Source organism: Cytobacillus kochii, assembly GCF_020171845.1.
Classification (GTDB): domain Bacteria; phylum Bacillota; class Bacilli; order Bacillales; family Cytobacillaceae; genus Cytobacillus; species Cytobacillus kochii.
This window is the reverse complement of record NZ_JAIVAM010000016.1, coordinates 40723-56790: the sequence shown is the minus strand read 5'-3', so window position 1 is coordinate 56790 and position 16068 is coordinate 40723. Positions and strand designations below refer to the sequence as shown.

The following is a 16068-nucleotide window of genomic DNA, read 5'->3' as shown; positions in this document are numbered from 1 at the left end:
ATATGTTTTTTTAAATGAGGAAAATGAATTAACTTATATAATTGATATTTCGGAGCTTAAACAAATTGAAATAATAAGTGGAATATGTATAATAAGATATCTATGATTAAAACTGAAAGTATTAAAAATATAGAACAGCAAATTTTAGATATTCAATCTTAGAGGTGAGGTAGGGAAAAATCATGATGAGAGTACTAAGATTGAATATCTAAAATTTCATCCCCCTTTTAACAACCAATTAAATTTAGGTGTTACTCATGATATAAAAGGAAAAAGGTGGAACACTGATATTTGGGAAGGTATCTTCAGTAGGTTCCTCCCAAAAATTAAAAAATTTTTTAAACTGTTGAGGGTAAAAAACAATTTATGAATCATTAATTATTGACACAGATAATTTAGTTGAAGAATTTTTAGGTAGAACATTAGAGCTTATAAAAGAAAACCAGTTGGTTTCACTTTCACCATTAATGACCACTTGAAATACTAATTTTATTCAGCAATACATTATACAATATATTGGCTATAAATTTCCTTTTTAAAATTATGAATAAAACTCTTATACTCTACCAATTATCCCATAATTTATCTATTATCCCTATTTCTTTTAAGATACTTACAAACATATTATCTTTTTCCGCTTTTAAAGCTTTTTCGGTACATGCTGAATGTGGTTTATAATTTAATTTTTGTGCAGATTCTAAAGTAGAATCTGCAAGGAAGTTCGTAGGGTTAGATTCTTCAAAGCATGTAGGTGCAATATAAGATTGATAAGTATGTTCTAAAATAATTCTAGTATCGGGAGATGGTAAAGTATCCCTTGGAATATTTAAAGTTATAAAAATTAACAGAATAACTGAAAAGGGAAAGAAAATAAAAAATAAGGTGCGCTTTCTTATCATAGTATCAATCCTCTATACTTAATAATTTTATATCTGATACCATTTCCTCTAAAGGAAATTCAAGCCATTATATTCCTTTACGACATATCCTTCTTTATCTATTAAATAAAAGGATGAACCATGTATAACTTGATTACTAGCATCGTCTTTTTTTACACTAGTCTTAAAATTCTTTAATGCATAATCTTCAATCGTTTGTTGGGATTTATCCAGTTAATAGATTCTAATTGTTTGAATCCAATTTATAATTTCTAGCATATTCCTTTTAAACTTCAGAAGTATCTATATCTGGATTGGCACTGAATGAAACAAATTCTATATCTAGTCCTTCTTCTTTCATTTACGTTGAATTTTTGCCATTTAGTCATCATAAGTAGACAAACACAGTGGTACAGTTTGTAAATACAAAACCTGCTTCCCATATCTCCCCCTTTAGATTCTGTAAACCAAAATCTTTCACATCTTTATTTATAAAATCAATTCATCTAATTTCCATTCTTAAGAATTCTTAATACCCTTGAGTTACAGGGAATACCGTTGGCACAAGGTTTTATTTCTGCTAGTACTGGTATTTTTTGAATCAAGTAATGATAGAATGAATACACGATCCTATTGAAGCCATTGGTAGTAAAAACTTCTTAATAGATGAATCACCTTAAAATGTGACAATTCCGAGGATAATTATCAAAGGATACATGAGAATACGTTTATACGAGCATAGTTCACAAGGTATAAAGCTACGTATTTTGCTAAAGTAAAGACTCTCAAGGGTTTTGTTCCAATTTCATTCATCTAACTAAATATTATTATTTATGGTTGAATTAGTTTCATGTAATTTATTATATCCTCTTCAGACATAGTACCTGTTATTACTTTAACTATTAAACCATCCTTATCAATTAAGAACGTAGTTGGAATAGGGGTAATGTCATAAGCTTCTGTCACTTCTCGGTTTCTATCTTTTAATATACTAAAAGTAAGTTCATGCTTGCTTTTAAAAGTATTGATGGCCAAATCACTTTCCCCAATATTGACTGCAAAAGTTTCTACACCTAATTCTTTAAATACTCTATATTGATTTTCCATATAGGGCATTTCTTTTTCACACGGTTTACACCATGTTCCCCAAAAGTTAAGAAAAACTCCCTTCCCTCTATAATCAGATAGTTGGATTTCATTCCCAACCATATCCTCTAGAATAAAGTCTGGTGCTTGATCTCCTGCCTGAACACGCACATTTTCTGTGAATAAATTTTGATAAAGCGTATAGGCAATTGCTGCAGTCATTATAAGTAATAAGCTAGAACGGATTAACAACCTAGTTTTCTTATTTTTCATAGGAATACCCCCATTTAAAGTTTTTTAGTTAGGCTTAGTATGGATTTTCTTAGAGAAAAGGAAAAATGGTAACATTCAAAAAAATACTCAATCAAAATATAAAATGTTACGAATATTAATTCTGTATAAATCATTATTCCAATAAAAAATGATTTGTTTATAACAAGAGGAGATATATAAGGATTAGTAATTTATAGCATCACCCACAAAATTTTCAATACTAAACATTAGAGCCCAAACATTAACTTGATATTAGTAGCTGCTAATTATTCTGTCAATTATGTTACCAAAAATGTACAAAAATATATCTTTCTACAACACACTTTCTTAATATTTATAATAGAACTATCGTTATAGTTAAGGTACATACATACTACTGAACTATTAATTCTTGCAAGTTCCACTCTTTTTAAATCAACGTTATGTCTCTTCAATATGATTCAGTACGTTTATCTAATATCATAATAGATAGGAAGAAGTATTTTGAGGAAAAAATCTAAAGGGTTTACACTTCATTATTTTGAAGAATATACAAAAGAAGAAAAAGTTTATCATATTTATAAAACAGACTTTAATAAAGCAGAAAGACAAGCTTTACAAAAGTTATCTGAAATCAGAAGAATCGACTTCAAAAAAAGATATAATCACCTTAAAAAGTAATAAATCCGGTACAGTTTATCATGCTAAATGGATTAAACCTAGTCCCATAATGGATAAGAAGAAAAAGTTTCAACTTGAGAAATTTGTTTATAAGACAATGAACAAGAAAAGTAAAAATAAGAAAGTGGACATATTCGGAATAGAGATATATCTTCTCGCTATATTAACTTTTATGGTAGGAGTAATTTTGACAACATTCACTGAGTGTATCCCCCTTGAATTATCACCTTACTTAGATGGTTCATTTTTATTTATGCTATTAATTTTCACACTGATCAAAGATTTTTTATATGAGAAAATTCATATAAATATTAAAAATGAAAGGATAATAGGTGTTCATATATTATTATTTAAAGGTTTCTTAGCCTTTGGTAACTTCACTACAATCTTTTCGTTTTTTTTATTCAGTACAGAATCTATAAGAATAAAAACGAATTGAAAAATAGAGATAAGTTCCATAATAGAATTGATTAATTATTGTCAGATGAAAAATTGAATCATTTTATTAATGTATAATTTATTATATTCATAATTATAAAAATACAAGGAAAATATTCTTGTCTTTTTTTGTTTAAAAATAGTTTATAAAAGTATACTTTTAGGACGACAAGGATACGTATTAATTAAATGTTTATAAATGTGTAAATTTATATTTATAAACGTTTTTTAATTATATATACTTTTAAGGACAAAATGTATTATAATGGAATTATAATTAAAAAAGAAGTGTAAAGAAGATTTATGCTAGTTTTTAAGGATAAAAAATAAGGTATTAAAAACAGAGCAACTAAAAAAGTATTGATTTAGCTAAACAGAAAAGGAGAATGTATTTTGGTTAGAATGGCTTACGTTAGAGTTAGCTTTAAAGATCAAAACGAAGGTAGACAAGTACTAAAAATGAAAGATCTAGGTGTTGAGGAACGTTTCATTTTCATAGATAAGGCCTCTGGAAGAAACTTCGACAGACCAAATTATAAGGTATTGAAAAATTTCATACGTGAAGGTGACCTAATTTATTTTGACTCCCTTGACAGACTTGGAAGAAATTATGATGGCATTATCGAAGAATGGAAAGATATAACTAGGAATCTAAAAGCAGATATCGTAGTACTTGATAATGAAGAATTGTTTGATAGTAGGAAATTTAGAAACATGGGTGACCTTGGAAAAATGCTTGAAGACCAATTCTTAAGTTTATTAGCTTACGCAGCCGAACAAGAAAGAAAAAAAATTAAACAAAGGCAAGCCGAAGGAATTGCCCTAGCCAAATCTCAGGGAAAAGCATTAGGTAGACCACAAAAAAACTATTCTAACTTAACTAATGAAAAAAAATTCTTTATCGAAAAAAATTATAATAGATGGAGGGCTGGCGATATAAAGAGTATAGAATTTATGAAACTCTTAGAATTAAAAAAGAATACATTTTATAAAGTAATTAGGGAATACGAAAAATTATATAGATTAAATAGTAAAGATTCGAAGGAGCACTTATGAATAGAAACGATCTTATGATACATAATCATACCAATATACAAGAGTTAATTAGATTTATAGACCAAAAAGCAGCAACCTTACTATAGTAAGTAATATGCAAAAAACAAAAAAGAACCAAGAACTAAAAAAGAAAAAATCGATATTTAAATATGTTATTAGAATATTTTACAAAACACTTACATAATTGTGTTTATATAAAAATTTAGTGTAGATTTTAAAGAAATTTTGCGAAGCTTTTACCCTTTAATATGATTATTTAAAAAATTTTTTGTGCAAGTGAATGAAATAAGTAATGGAGGCTAACAAGAATGAGCGATTTATCAATGGTAAGGGATTTCTTTATAATAAAAGAAGCATTTGAAAATGGTGATTTTAGTTTGCAGACAGTCTCAGAACTAATAATAACAATTAGACGGTATAGAGATGAACTTACGAGTGAGCAGGCAGTTTTGTTATTAGAAATACCACTAAATGTATTAGAAAATGATGTAGAGCTAAAAGAAGATGGGTTATGGCAAAAATCTAATAGAGACTACTTTTCAGGCAATATGAATGTTCATGATTCTGATTATATAAAAGAATTAAAAGAGAGAATTACCTTAGCAAGTTTTGGTTTGGAGGATATCTCTGATCTTACAAAATATATACAAGGTAATTTTAAAGAATTATCCATGAGTGTAGAGTTCCTCTTACGAAATGTAGAAGTAACAATAAGAGATGACGTAAAATTGAATGCACATAGCACTTTTAATAAAAGTGGAAAAGCATTCGCTCACTATATTGAACGCTCTTTTTTATAAGCAACCAATTAATCCGAATTCCCAAATTAAAAAAAAGCATTCAAAACGAATGCTTTTTTTTGATTTTGAAAAAAGTTTAGTTGTGCTTTGAAATAAAGTTTGAGCAAAAATATCTCGCAAATCCTTATTTTACGATAAATAAGAAGAATCCATTTGAAAAAAAGATTGATCAAAAAGGATTCTTCTTTAGCAGATTTAAGTTTGGTTTTTATAAAAAAGTTTGATCATTTTCTACCTGTGTTGCTCAACAATCGCGCCCTATTCTTGAATAAAATAGATCGGGAGGTTTCAAAAGAAATTCTCCCGATCATTTATGCACACCTATTGTTTTCTGATAATAACCCTTAATTCATCTTAGCAAATGCAACCAAAGATCCCTTGTCGCAAGATTGAAAGCCATTCTTTTCGTAAAAATGTCTGACGTCAGGTGCTTCCTCAGTCAGAAGAACCTTTTGCCGAACACTATTGTATTTATTCAAGGTTTGTTGCATTAGTTTGGTAGCAATTCCTTGGTTCTGATAAGAATTTAAAACAAGTATGTCTTGTATATATATAATTGTTAATCCATCACCAACAATTCGAATGAGTCCAACTAACTCATTGCCATCCCAGGCAGATCTAACATCCAGCGACTGTGATAGCGCTTGTTGCAGAACGACCAAATCCTGTGTATACGCATACCATTCAACGTCGTTGTATAGCTTTTCCAATTGGTCAACATTTATATTTTTACTGTTATTAAAACTTATCGCCATTTATTATCCTCCTCAAAATATTATTTTGAAGAGTTACTCCATAGTTTTTCCACTGTCTTATACCTCCTTTAAATTACGTTCCGAACTTCATTGTCTTGTTATTTACTATATCGATTTTCTTCAAATTGTACAACAAGTTGGTTCACAATCTGGCACTTATTATGTAATATGGAGCGCTACCTCGTTATTAAGGAATAGCGCCCTTTTGTAGAATAATCTAACTGTATATTATATAAATGATGCGCAACTTTTTTTTAAAATCATCACATTAAACTATTCTTTATTATTATTTGAATCCATTATTGAGCCAATTATTATTCCAATAAGCATTCCTATTCCAGGTCCAAAAGCCCAAGTTAGTGGAAATTCAAAAAACATTCCAACAATAGATGAAAATACAGCGCCTCCAAGCAATCCGAAAGCAACTCCAAAACCCACATATGAGTTCCTATCATTATTATCCTGTTTTTTATTAATATTATTTTTGTCAGTCATATTTAACCGCCTTCGTCCGACCTTAACTTTCACTGTTCACTTTTCTACAACTGCGCTAAAGATAGTATGGAAGCGATTCTAGTATAACCTTATTCAATAATTGCGCCCGATAACAGAAGAACTTCAATAAGCTATTTTTATCCTTCTCGAGATTTTGATATATAATAATTTAATGGTCCTGCAAAAATTAATCCCGCGACAACTGTCCCCAAGAAGACTGCCGAATATGAGAATAATTCAATGTCACGATCCAAAAAGTAATCCGTAATAATGCGGAGTATAGTAATAATAACTGGTAATCCAAGGGAGCAAAATAACTTTATTTTTAAACCTTTAGACATTACTTTTTCTCACTTCCCCAAGAAAACCTATTCAACTAAATGGCCGGATTCTGACACAACTTATGTCATTAAAGCGCCCGATCGTATTATTAAATATTATCTATTGACGTAATATGATTGATTCCTAACAACTACAGTTTCAGGTACAAAACGAATGAAAACATTTTCAGGATCTTGATTTTTGAATCTAGCATCCCACTCCTTTTCTTTTGAACCCAAATATTTAGCAAATAACCGTTTTGCTAAATTAGAGTTAAATGGCTCTACGGTTGCTTTTCCTCTAAAACCTGCATGTAATACCTTCCCTGTAGCCGGATCAAAATCTACAATACCGATAGCACAATTCGGATTTTCGTCTATTCTTAATGGAAAAGTATCTACAGGAGTTCCTATAATCCAAAGACATTTATCTTTCCAAAAAAACCACACTGGAGATTCTCTTGGTCCTTCGGAAGAAGCCGTCGATAGATGAGCAAATAATGGTTTCGTTAAGAATTCATCCAAATCAAAACTTCGTTTACCCCTTATAATCTCCATTTATTCCACCTCTTAATTATAGATAAGCGCCCAATAATGGAATACCAAATTATCTTCTTTTTTCTCTTTTTTGCAAAAGTGTTTTCACATTAATTCTTCTTAAACGAATACATCATCCAAAATCCGATATCTTCAAATCCAATTCGTTTATAAATAACTCCCGCACTCGGATTATCATAAAACAAGCACAGTTCTTTCTCTTCCTCTAGCAATTGATCGCAAAGCTTTACCATACACTGCGTTGCATATCCTTTTTTCTTATATGCATCTAAGGTTGCTACACCCACTACCATGGCTGACAGAGAGTTTTCTGCTGCTGTGGATGCCGTGGATACCATTTTTCCATCTTCCTTGATAAAGAATGAACGGGAAACACCATCTTCTAATCCACGACGCTTACGTTCAACAGTAATGATAGTGTCATTAAACTCAGGAATAGAATTTAGTAATTGGACAAGCTCTTCTGCATCCCCAGGAACTGCTTGTTCTACTAAAGAAGTATCTACATCAGTTGTAGCAGGAATCATTTTTGTACATTTAGCATAATATGTCTCTCTTTTTCGTTTTAATCGATGACTCAAGTAGGGCTCTAATTTTTCTGTCACGTCTTTTAAACCAGACAACATAGAAAAAGCTGGATCACTCAACATAATTTCTGCGAATCCTTTAGCGTTATAATCCCCTTTTGCATAGGGGATATAGTTTTCTTGATATTTTAGTAGAATAGCAATTAACTCGCCGTTATCACTAAAATCACCCCAAAGCTTTTGAAATTCTTGTTCATACCCATAAGCCTCAATATCACCGAGAATAAATAAATTTTCAGCTGGTTTTTCCTTAAGGAGTTGGAAACAATGTCCATGGTCATTTTCCGTTAATCTTCTAATCATTATGCTCTTCCCCCCGTAATCAATCAAAAAAGAATATTCCCATATTTTACTTTAAATAGCATGTGTTTGGAAGGTAGATTTAGAACATTTCTATTATTTTGTTATTTTTACTTGACCTCTCTATCTAGTTAGGCACCGCAAAAAGAGAAAAACTTACTATGGATAGTACAGAAAAAATGGATAGTTTCTACAAGAGTGACAGCCACCGAGTTGATTTAAATAACCATCCATATATCAAAACAACACACGCCTTTATTGTTTAAATTCTTTCGGTAATTAAAGCTTTATTCTTCACTCTATTCTCTTGATTACCGGAAGGGATATTAATAATTACCTCAGACGATGCCTCTTGTGAAGCCTCGCTTACTTTCTGAGCATTATTTTTCTCTCTTATCTTTTCTTCAAACTCCATCTTTAAGTTTAGTTCATTTTGCTTCTTAATTAACTCCTTCAGCTCTTGTTCATGCGGAAAGGTTTTTGTTAATTCATTCTCAACATACTTTAATTGTGCCTTAGTTTCTTCAATCTTTTCTTTATACTCAATAATTTTTTGAGGATAGTCTTCTATAATATTAGTGAGTCTTTGTATATTACTTCTATCATGGTGGCTTCGCAATGGTACGTCATACTGACTCTCACCTTTTAATCCAATGTAATACTCATTAAATACTGTTTTTCTTACAAACACTTCTAACCCCTTGAAAGACCCAATTGATACAGGAGCATCTTCAATGCCTTTTTTTGAGCTTACAATGGGCTTAATGGCCTGTCCTGCCTCTTTTTCATCATAATAAGTCATTCCCTCTAGTTCAATCTCAAAATTCCCTGGATTCCTTAGAACAGTGGAAATATCTGATTCCAGACCTATAATAAAATTTTCATATTCTACTACTCTTTTCGGATAAACAATAGATATATTTTTCTCCATCACTGCCTTTTCATTTAACCAACGATTATGAATCATCCTAAAACGACTGACATCATTATCTAAGGTCATCTTTTCTAAAAGTAATGGATTATCTGTTGCAATCGCTTTTACCTCTGCAGCAGTTAATACTGTCTCCTCAGTATCATCGCAAGACCTAGATATATTTTTACCTGTCATAACTTGCGAAATATATCTTAATTTTTGTTCTTGTATCTGCCATAAGTAAGCATCAAATGTCCCCTTCGTTACATATCTAAATATGGAAACCTGTTTATTTGAATTTCCTTGACGCAAGATCCGTCCGTCACGTTGAGTTAAATCTGCAGGCCTCCAAGGACAATCAATATGATGGCCAGCAATAAGCTTATCCTGAACATTAGTGCCTGTACCAACCTTACTTGTACTTCCAAGTAACACCCTAATGTCCCCATTTCTCATTTTTGCAAACAATTTATCTCGCTGCACATCTGTTTTTGCATCATGAATAAAAGCAATTTCTTCTGAAGGTATCCCTTTTTTTATTAACTGATTTTTCACTTCATCATATACATTAAACTCATTAGGTTTAGGTGTACCACTATCGCAGAAAATCATTTGAGTTGATTTATTTTCTTTAGTGTTATCCCAAATTTTAAAAACATTATCTATACACTTATTTAGTTTTGATGTTTCATTAATTGGCGCACCTTCATTGATTAATCGTGGGTCAATAGCCATTAGCTTTGCTTCATGAGTTAACTTCAACATATTATCCTCACTAGGGTCTACTAAGCCCTCCCTAATCATTTCTGACCTTTCCATAAAGCTTAGCATCATTTCTTGTTGGTATGGAGAACACTCGGAAACAATGATTTGTGCCTTACCAGTTTCTAAGTCTGGAACAGGCAGCTTCAACATTTCTGCAGTTTGTATATCTGCTACCATATTAAACATGTTCATAAGCTCTGGTAAGTTATGAAATTTTGCAAATCTGGACTTCATTCTATAACCAGAACCTTCTGGAGTCATTTCTAATGAAGATACAACCTCACCAAATGTACCTGCCCACTTATCAAAAAAGTCTAAGCCCGTACTATTCAAAGTATCAGGTTGTAAAAAACGCTGCATAACATAAAACTCTGACATACTATTAGTTATTGGTGTACCCGTAGCAAAAATGACACCACGTCCTTGATTAACTTCCTGAATATATTCACACTTCATTTTCATGTCGGAAGCTCTTAAACTACTTGATTTCCCTATACCTGCAACATTCGTCAATTTAGTTACCGTATGAAGGTTTTTGTATACGTGAGCTTCGTCTACAAATAAGCAATCTACACCAAGTTCTTCAAAATTTATTACTTCGTCTTTATATGGCTCATTTTGTAACTTCTTAAGTTTATTTTCTAATGATTTTTGGAAAATAACTAATTGTTTTACGCTCCAATCCTTGCCTTCCTCCTTTTTTGCTTGTTTTATTTCATAAGTTAATGTGCTAATTTCTTTCCTCAAACTTTTCTCTTGTCGCTCTTTAGAAATTGGGATTTTCTCGAACTGGCTATGACCAATGACGATGGCATCATAACTTCCCGTCGCTATTTTAGAAACAAATTTCCTTCTATTTTGCTTTTCAAAATCCTTTTTTGTAGTAATTAATACATTGGCACCAGGATAAAATCTCATTATCTCTTTAGCCCATTGATCAATGGTATGATTCATAACAACAAACATAGGTTTTTCTATTGCTCCTATTTGCTTAAGCTTCATTCCGGAAGCAATCATAGCAGCCGTTTTACCGGCTCCTACCTCATGAGCTAATAATCCCCTTCCAGTTGATATAACCCTGGCCACAGCATCTTTCTGGTGCTTTCTTAATTGCATCTCCTCATTCATATTTGGGAATGTCAGATTTTCACCATTAAATTTACGAGGGAGAATCTTATTAAATTTTTCATTGTAAATCTTCAATAAGTGACTACTACGCTTTTCATCTTTAAAAAGCCAATCTTTGAACCCTTGCTGTATTTCTTGTTGTTTAGACCTAGCAATCATTGTTTCCTTTGGATTAACTACATATTTCGTTTGTTCTTTACCGTTTCTATCAGTGTACCTTTCAGGATCTCTTACTGTTGCATCCTGCAGATTGAGACAATCTTCAAAAATTTGATAAGAATTTCTTCTTTTTGTACCATAAACAGAATTTGCTACTATAGATTTATACTCTCTATCTTTTCCGTTAATCCTCCAAGTATTTGTTGCTGCTAAAAATTCAATTTTAATTCCATATCTACTAATTCTATTAAATTCTGAGGTACTAAATTGTTCATACATAAACTCTTGGTAATATTCAACCGGAATCCAAGGAGAGCCTATTCTAAAATGTATATCTCCAGGTAATAAAGGAATAGGCTGATTATCTTCTAAAGCTTGTACATTTCTTGAGAATAGCTCAGGATAACTTTTGGTCATCAACTTGGCATATTCCAATTTATCTAAAACATTTCCAGTCAGATATTCATCGCTAGATTCCCATCCACTATTTAAATCATCTGTTAACTTTTCTGGATTTAAGTAAATTTTGTTTCCTAATTCTTTAATCAGGTCTTCAGGTTCTTTCCCTGTTAATTCAGCCATATAATAAAGGTCCACTTTCATATCCCTATTCAAAGACATTTCTAATGCTTCCTGAGCGTTCTGTGCATGTGTTCGAACAACTTGGGGGCGAATAGTTGCCTTGTGAAATATAGCAGCCTTTTTATAACTCTTAGAATCTATTTCTTCCTCTAAAGATAAAAGCAATGGCAACTGATCATCTTCATAAAACGCTCTTTGGTTAGAACGCTCATTTATATAACCAAATTTCTTAACAAAATCATCGTATTTTTTATTGAGCGTGGATTGAAGAGCCTTTAATTCCGATTCATCATAAGGTGCAGCCTGTACCTTGATTACTTCCTGTAATGCAGTACGAACCCCACATAAACCTACTATTCTTTCAGTATCCTTTTTATTTAAATTTTGTGGTATTAGGGCATTGTTCTCACAATAAAAAAGCTTCCCTTCTTTAACTACATATGTGTAATTCTTAGTTCCAGGAGGTACTTCTAAAGAATCTTGTGCTATACTCTCATTCTCTTGATTAATGATTGCCGTCTTTTCCTGTATGGCAGTAAATTCCCCTTGGATTCTACTAATAGCTTTATCAAGTACCGGCAAAAGCTCTTGGCCTGGAACAGGAACGCACTTATATTCACTAGTGCCACCATAGTGGTTTGCATATTCCATTTTCCCAAGTACCATTTCAGGGTGTTGTTGGAAATATTTATTAATCTCAATTCCACTTCTACCTTCGATTGGTTCTACATTCAACCAATCAAACTCTAATTCAACACCTTTAATATTTATTGGTGCTTCTCGTTTCTTGAGGAAAAGAATATCAGTTGTAACTTCTGTCCCAGCAATGGACTTAAAAGCATTATTAGGTAGCCTTATTGCCCCTAAAAACTCGCTTCTCTCAGCAATATATCCCCTAGTAAGTTCACTTTTCTTATCCATCGTTCCCCTAGAAGTAATAACTGCAAGTATGCCTCCTGGTTTTACTACATCAATTGACTTGGCAATAAAATAGTCATGGATAAGAAACTTATGGGCATCATATCGTTCATCCTGCACCTTTATATTATTAAATGGTATATTACCAACTACAATATCAAACTGATTATCATTGAATTTAGTTGTTTCATATCCTTGCACTTGTACATTTGCTTCAGGGTAAAGTTGTTTTGCTATTCTACCTGTGATACTATCCAATTCCACTCCATAGAGATTAGATTCGGACATTTCTTTTGGTAAAACCGAAAAGAAATTACCAGTCCCCATTGCAGGATCTAGTATGCTTCCATTCTTAAAACCAAAATTTTGTAATGCTTTATAAACCCTTTCAATGATGGCAGGGTCAGTATAATAAGCAGTAATTGTACTTTCCATTGCATCCTGATATTCCTTTTCAGACAGCAATATCTTTAACTCTTTGTACTCTTTAGTCCATTTATCACTATCAGGATTAAATACATTTGCCAGACCTCCCCAACCCACATATTTAGCTAATATTCTTTGTTGAGAAGGAGTAGCAACATTTTTATTCGCTTCTAATTGTTTTAATAAACGAATGGCAGCTACGTTATTTTGATACTTTGTCTTTTCACCACTAGGATATAAATTATCTGAAGGGTCATATTGATAATTTTTCGTTGGAATCACTAAGTTAGGTTGACCTTTTACCGAACTATCTTCACTAACTTGTTTATTTACAGATTCCACAGACCTTGTAGCTTTATGGGATTCTTCCTTTTTCACAACAGTATCTTGGGTGACTAATCGCCCTTTCTTCTCTTCTTCTGTCAGGTATCGATTAAGTTTAATTAATTCCTGTATTCGGCTTGCTGCATCTTTCCATTTAATTTTTCTTTCTACCCCAGGATTTAATAGAGGATTTTTTGATGTTACGGTTATTCCTGAACTGTCATACATGACACTTGGCCCATTAGGACCTCCCCAACCACCAATACCATATTCTTTCTTTAAGAAATCTACTGCCTCTTTACTTGTTGGATTTTTCTCCATAAATTCTATAACCCGATTTTTTCCGCCCTCAAAGCCTGTACCACGAACAAAAATAAAATCATTTTCTTTCCTTAGCTCATCTTTAACAGAATCAGTCTTACTTTCGCCAACGGCTTCCCAATCATTAAATAGCTCTAACTGACCTAGTTCCTTATCATTATTGTCTGAAGATAAAACAAAAGAACCTGTTTCTTTACTAGATACAGGTTCTTTCTGTTCAATATTTGGTTGTATTACCTTACTTGGTAAACCACTTCTTTCAATACTATTTCTTCTGCTTGTTCCTTCAATTGGTTTTTGTGTTGAGCTTTCTTCAGTATGTCCTCCGTTACCGGCATCGGATTCTTTTTCTCCAATTCCATCATCCTGTCTAGAATGCTTTCCTTCGCTGCTAGATCCACTTGGTGAAACACTTCCATTAATGTCCCTTCCATTTGTAGTTCTTGAAAACGGATTGGATTCTTCTCTTGCAGGTATTCCATCCCCATTTTCCCGTATCTTCCTAATGGAAGCTTCATGTGATTGTTCTCGCTGCTTAGTTCTATCTTCGGATAAAGATTCCCGTCTTCTCTCATTTCGTAATTTATCATTACTTTCAACCCTTTCTAATGAATGTTGTTTTTTTAATTTAGCTATTTGACTCATAACTACCTGGGTAGTATTCGTGGTTAAGTATCCTAAAATATTGACTTTTGATACTGTATTAAACTCAGTAATTGCTGAAAAATCTTGAACGTTCAGTTGTTCTAGACCACTTTTCTCACGAATTGCGTATAATGCACTGTTTACTGCTAAATGATAAAAGTCTTTAAGCTTTTTATCTCTTTCACTCCCAGGTAGATTTTTAAAAGCTTCTTCAAAATGATCTTCGTTCTTTAGGTATAACTGTGTGGCTGCTTGTCTAGTGAAGGCTTCAACACTCTCCTCTAATGTTTCACCTGCCATATTAGAATTCAACAAGGATTGATGGATAAACGCCCTTTCTTCTTCTTGTATAGCCCATACAGGCTCTCGAAGATGCCCCCCTGTTGTCTGTGTAACGTCAAACAAGTAATCAATTACCTGTTGGCCACTTTGATATTTTGTTACTAAAATCGCTTTTGATTGTGGAATAATTTTTCTGTTAAATTTACTCCATATATCTTTTGATGCAAGCATCGTCACATTAGGATTTTGTGCATATACAAGTGCTGTCTGGTCAAATGGGTACTTATGAATTCTGGAACCAAATGATAAAAAGTTGGTCCACTCTTTCTCAGAACTAACCATTTTTTTAAGAACGCTTTTATAGACTTCCCTTAAATTTATCGTACTCATAGGTGAAATTACACTTCCATTCTGTTCATTCTCTTTTCGGTTCTATTATTGTATTTTCAATTGCTTTCTCTGGCATAATTTCAGGATTTTGAGCAAGATTTTTATTAGCAAACCTATTAAGTCTGTCATCTTCAGCGTTAATTAAAGGCATTGCAAACGATAAAAATTTTTCACTATCTTGATTCGCTAAGATATTAAAATATTTAGCTTTATCTTTCGCTTCAATAATTAATGGCGGAATTCCATTCTGAAACAGTGAATAATTTAAAACTAACCTTCCAGTCCGACCATTTCCGTCTGAAAAAGGATGAATACGCTCAAATTGAATATGAAAATCCCCGATTATTTTAATAATTCCTTCCCTATCAGATGCTTGAGCTAATTGATAATTTAAATTACCAATCCACTGCCCCATTAAATAAGGCGTATCTTCAGGCCTAGCAGTCATAAAATTAGCACCCTTTATGGCGTTTTGTGAAGTTTTAAATTGACCTCTATCATGCTGCAACTTATTAGTTAACAAGTGATGAATATCTTTAATTGTATCTATAGTTAATGGCTGCTCATTTTGTATTTGATTAATTACATAATCAAAAGCTTCTCTATGATTATCAACTTCATATAACTCACATAATTTAACCTGACTAGGGACCATATTATAAATTAGTATCGATACTGTGTCAGGAAGACTAATGCTATTGCCCTCGATGGCACTTGAATGATGAGCTATCCTCACTAAAACATCTTCTAAATAGTCCTGTGGTAAACTCTCTTTCTCCAAAGTAAAACTCCGTTTTACAAAATGGGTTAGCATGTTGTCTTCCCCAACCTTCTCAATTATAAAATCCCTAAGTCCATCATCAGGAATAACCCATCCTTCTTTTCTAGACTTTCGGTAAGCTCCTGGAATCATGCCCTTACTTAAATATCTTCTAAGAACTACAGCATTACTTATTATGCCTTCATCTTCAAGTATTTCTAATGCCTCATATGTTGTAAAATATCGCAA

11 protein-coding genes and 1 pseudogene are annotated in these 16068 nt (G+C 32.3%); 3 read left to right on the top strand and 9 right to left on the bottom strand.

Features of this window, described 5'->3' with window-relative positions; all coding sequences use genetic code 11:
- Positions 1-563: 563 nt before the first annotated feature.
- From LCM23_RS22745 to resA, 3 genes and pseudogenes are all read right to left on the bottom strand, one after another.
- Positions 564-899, bottom strand: a complete 336-nt coding sequence (locus LCM23_RS22745; RefSeq protein ID WP_083957290.1) for a hypothetical protein — start codon at positions 897-899, stop codon at positions 564-566.
- A 509-nt stretch (positions 900-1408) separates the two neighbouring features.
- Positions 1409-1668: pseudogene (locus LCM23_RS22740) on the bottom strand (disulfide bond formation protein B); the annotation flags it as partial.
- A gap of 41 nt (positions 1669-1709) precedes the next feature.
- Complete coding sequence (gene resA / locus LCM23_RS22735) at positions 1710-2237, bottom strand: thiol-disulfide oxidoreductase ResA (protein WP_066194453.1); 528 nt, start codon at positions 2235-2237, stop codon at positions 1710-1712.
- A gap of 483 nt (positions 2238-2720) precedes the next feature.
- On the opposite strand from resA, the gene LCM23_RS22730 reads away from it, so the two are divergent.
- From LCM23_RS22730 to LCM23_RS22720, 3 genes are all read left to right on the top strand, one after another.
- The gene (locus tag LCM23_RS22730; RefSeq protein WP_157090510.1) at positions 2721-2897 is read left to right on the top strand and encodes a hypothetical protein; all 177 of its coding nucleotides are present in this window, start codon (positions 2721-2723) and stop codon (positions 2895-2897) included.
- A gap of 840 nt (positions 2898-3737) precedes the next feature.
- Positions 3738-4391 carry a recombinase family protein gene (locus tag LCM23_RS22725; protein ID WP_224938932.1) on the top strand — a complete coding sequence of 218 codons (654 nt, stop codon included), beginning with the start codon at positions 3738-3740 and terminating at the stop codon, positions 4389-4391.
- 308 nt (positions 4392-4699) lie between these two features.
- Positions 4700-5191 carry a hypothetical protein gene (locus LCM23_RS22720; protein WP_224938887.1) on the top strand — a complete coding sequence of 164 codons (492 nt, stop codon included), beginning with the start codon at positions 4700-4702 and terminating at the stop codon, positions 5189-5191.
- A gap of 344 nt (positions 5192-5535) precedes the next feature.
- On the opposite strand, the gene LCM23_RS22715 is transcribed toward LCM23_RS22720, so the two are convergent.
- The 6 genes from LCM23_RS22715 to LCM23_RS22685 form a co-directional block, all read right to left on the bottom strand.
- The gene (locus LCM23_RS22715; RefSeq protein ID WP_224938886.1) at positions 5536-5946 is read right to left on the bottom strand and encodes a GNAT family N-acetyltransferase; all 411 of its coding nucleotides are present in this window, start codon (positions 5944-5946) and stop codon (positions 5536-5538) included.
- 273 nt (positions 5947-6219) lie between these two features.
- Entirely contained in the window at positions 6220-6441 is a 222-nt protein-coding gene (locus LCM23_RS22710; RefSeq protein ID WP_224936466.1) for a hypothetical protein, read from the bottom strand.
- Between the two features lie 437 nt (positions 6442-6878).
- Positions 6879-7319 (bottom strand): pyridoxamine 5'-phosphate oxidase family protein, encoded by a 441-nt coding sequence (locus LCM23_RS22705; protein WP_224938885.1) that lies wholly within the window; start codon positions 7317-7319, stop codon positions 6879-6881.
- Between the two features lie 89 nt (positions 7320-7408).
- Entirely contained in the window at positions 7409-8209 is an 801-nt protein-coding gene (locus tag LCM23_RS22700) for a GNAT family N-acetyltransferase (protein ID WP_224938884.1), read from the bottom strand.
- Between the two features lie 259 nt (positions 8210-8468).
- Entirely contained in the window at positions 8469-15059 is a 6591-nt protein-coding gene (locus LCM23_RS22695; protein ID WP_263624398.1) for an SNF2-related protein, read from the bottom strand.
- 25 nt (positions 15060-15084) lie between these two features.
- Positions 15085-16068, bottom strand: a complete 984-nt coding sequence (locus LCM23_RS22685; protein WP_224938883.1) for a Fic family protein — start codon at positions 16066-16068, stop codon at positions 15085-15087.

Bases quoted from the DNA above. Each gene is read 5' to 3' on its own strand.
- LCM23_RS22745 (WP_083957290.1), bottom strand. From the start codon at position 899: ATGATAAGAAAGCGCACCTTATTTTTTATTTTCTTTCCCTTTTCAGTT.
- resA (WP_066194453.1), bottom strand. From the start codon at position 2,237: ATGAAAAATAAGAAAACTAGGTTGTTAATCCGTTCTAGCTTATTACTT.
- LCM23_RS22725 (WP_224938932.1), top strand. From the start codon at position 3,738: ATGGCTTACGTTAGAGTTAGCTTTAAAGATCAAAACGAAGGTAGACAA.
- LCM23_RS22720 (WP_224938887.1), top strand. From the start codon at position 4,700: ATGAGCGATTTATCAATGGTAAGGGATTTCTTTATAATAAAAGAAGCA.
- LCM23_RS22715 (WP_224938886.1), bottom strand. From the start codon at position 5,946: ATGGCGATAAGTTTTAATAACAGTAAAAATATAAATGTTGACCAATTG.
- LCM23_RS22710 (WP_224936466.1), bottom strand. From the start codon at position 6,441: ATGACTGACAAAAATAATATTAATAAAAAACAGGATAATAATGATAGG.
- LCM23_RS22705 (WP_224938885.1), bottom strand. From the start codon at position 7,319: ATGGAGATTATAAGGGGTAAACGAAGTTTTGATTTGGATGAATTCTTA.
- LCM23_RS22700 (WP_224938884.1), bottom strand. From the start codon at position 8,209: ATGATTAGAAGATTAACGGAAAATGACCATGGACATTGTTTCCAACTC.
- LCM23_RS22695 (WP_263624398.1), bottom strand. From the start codon at position 15,059: ATGAGTACGATAAATTTAAGGGAAGTCTATAAAAGCGTTCTTAAAAAA.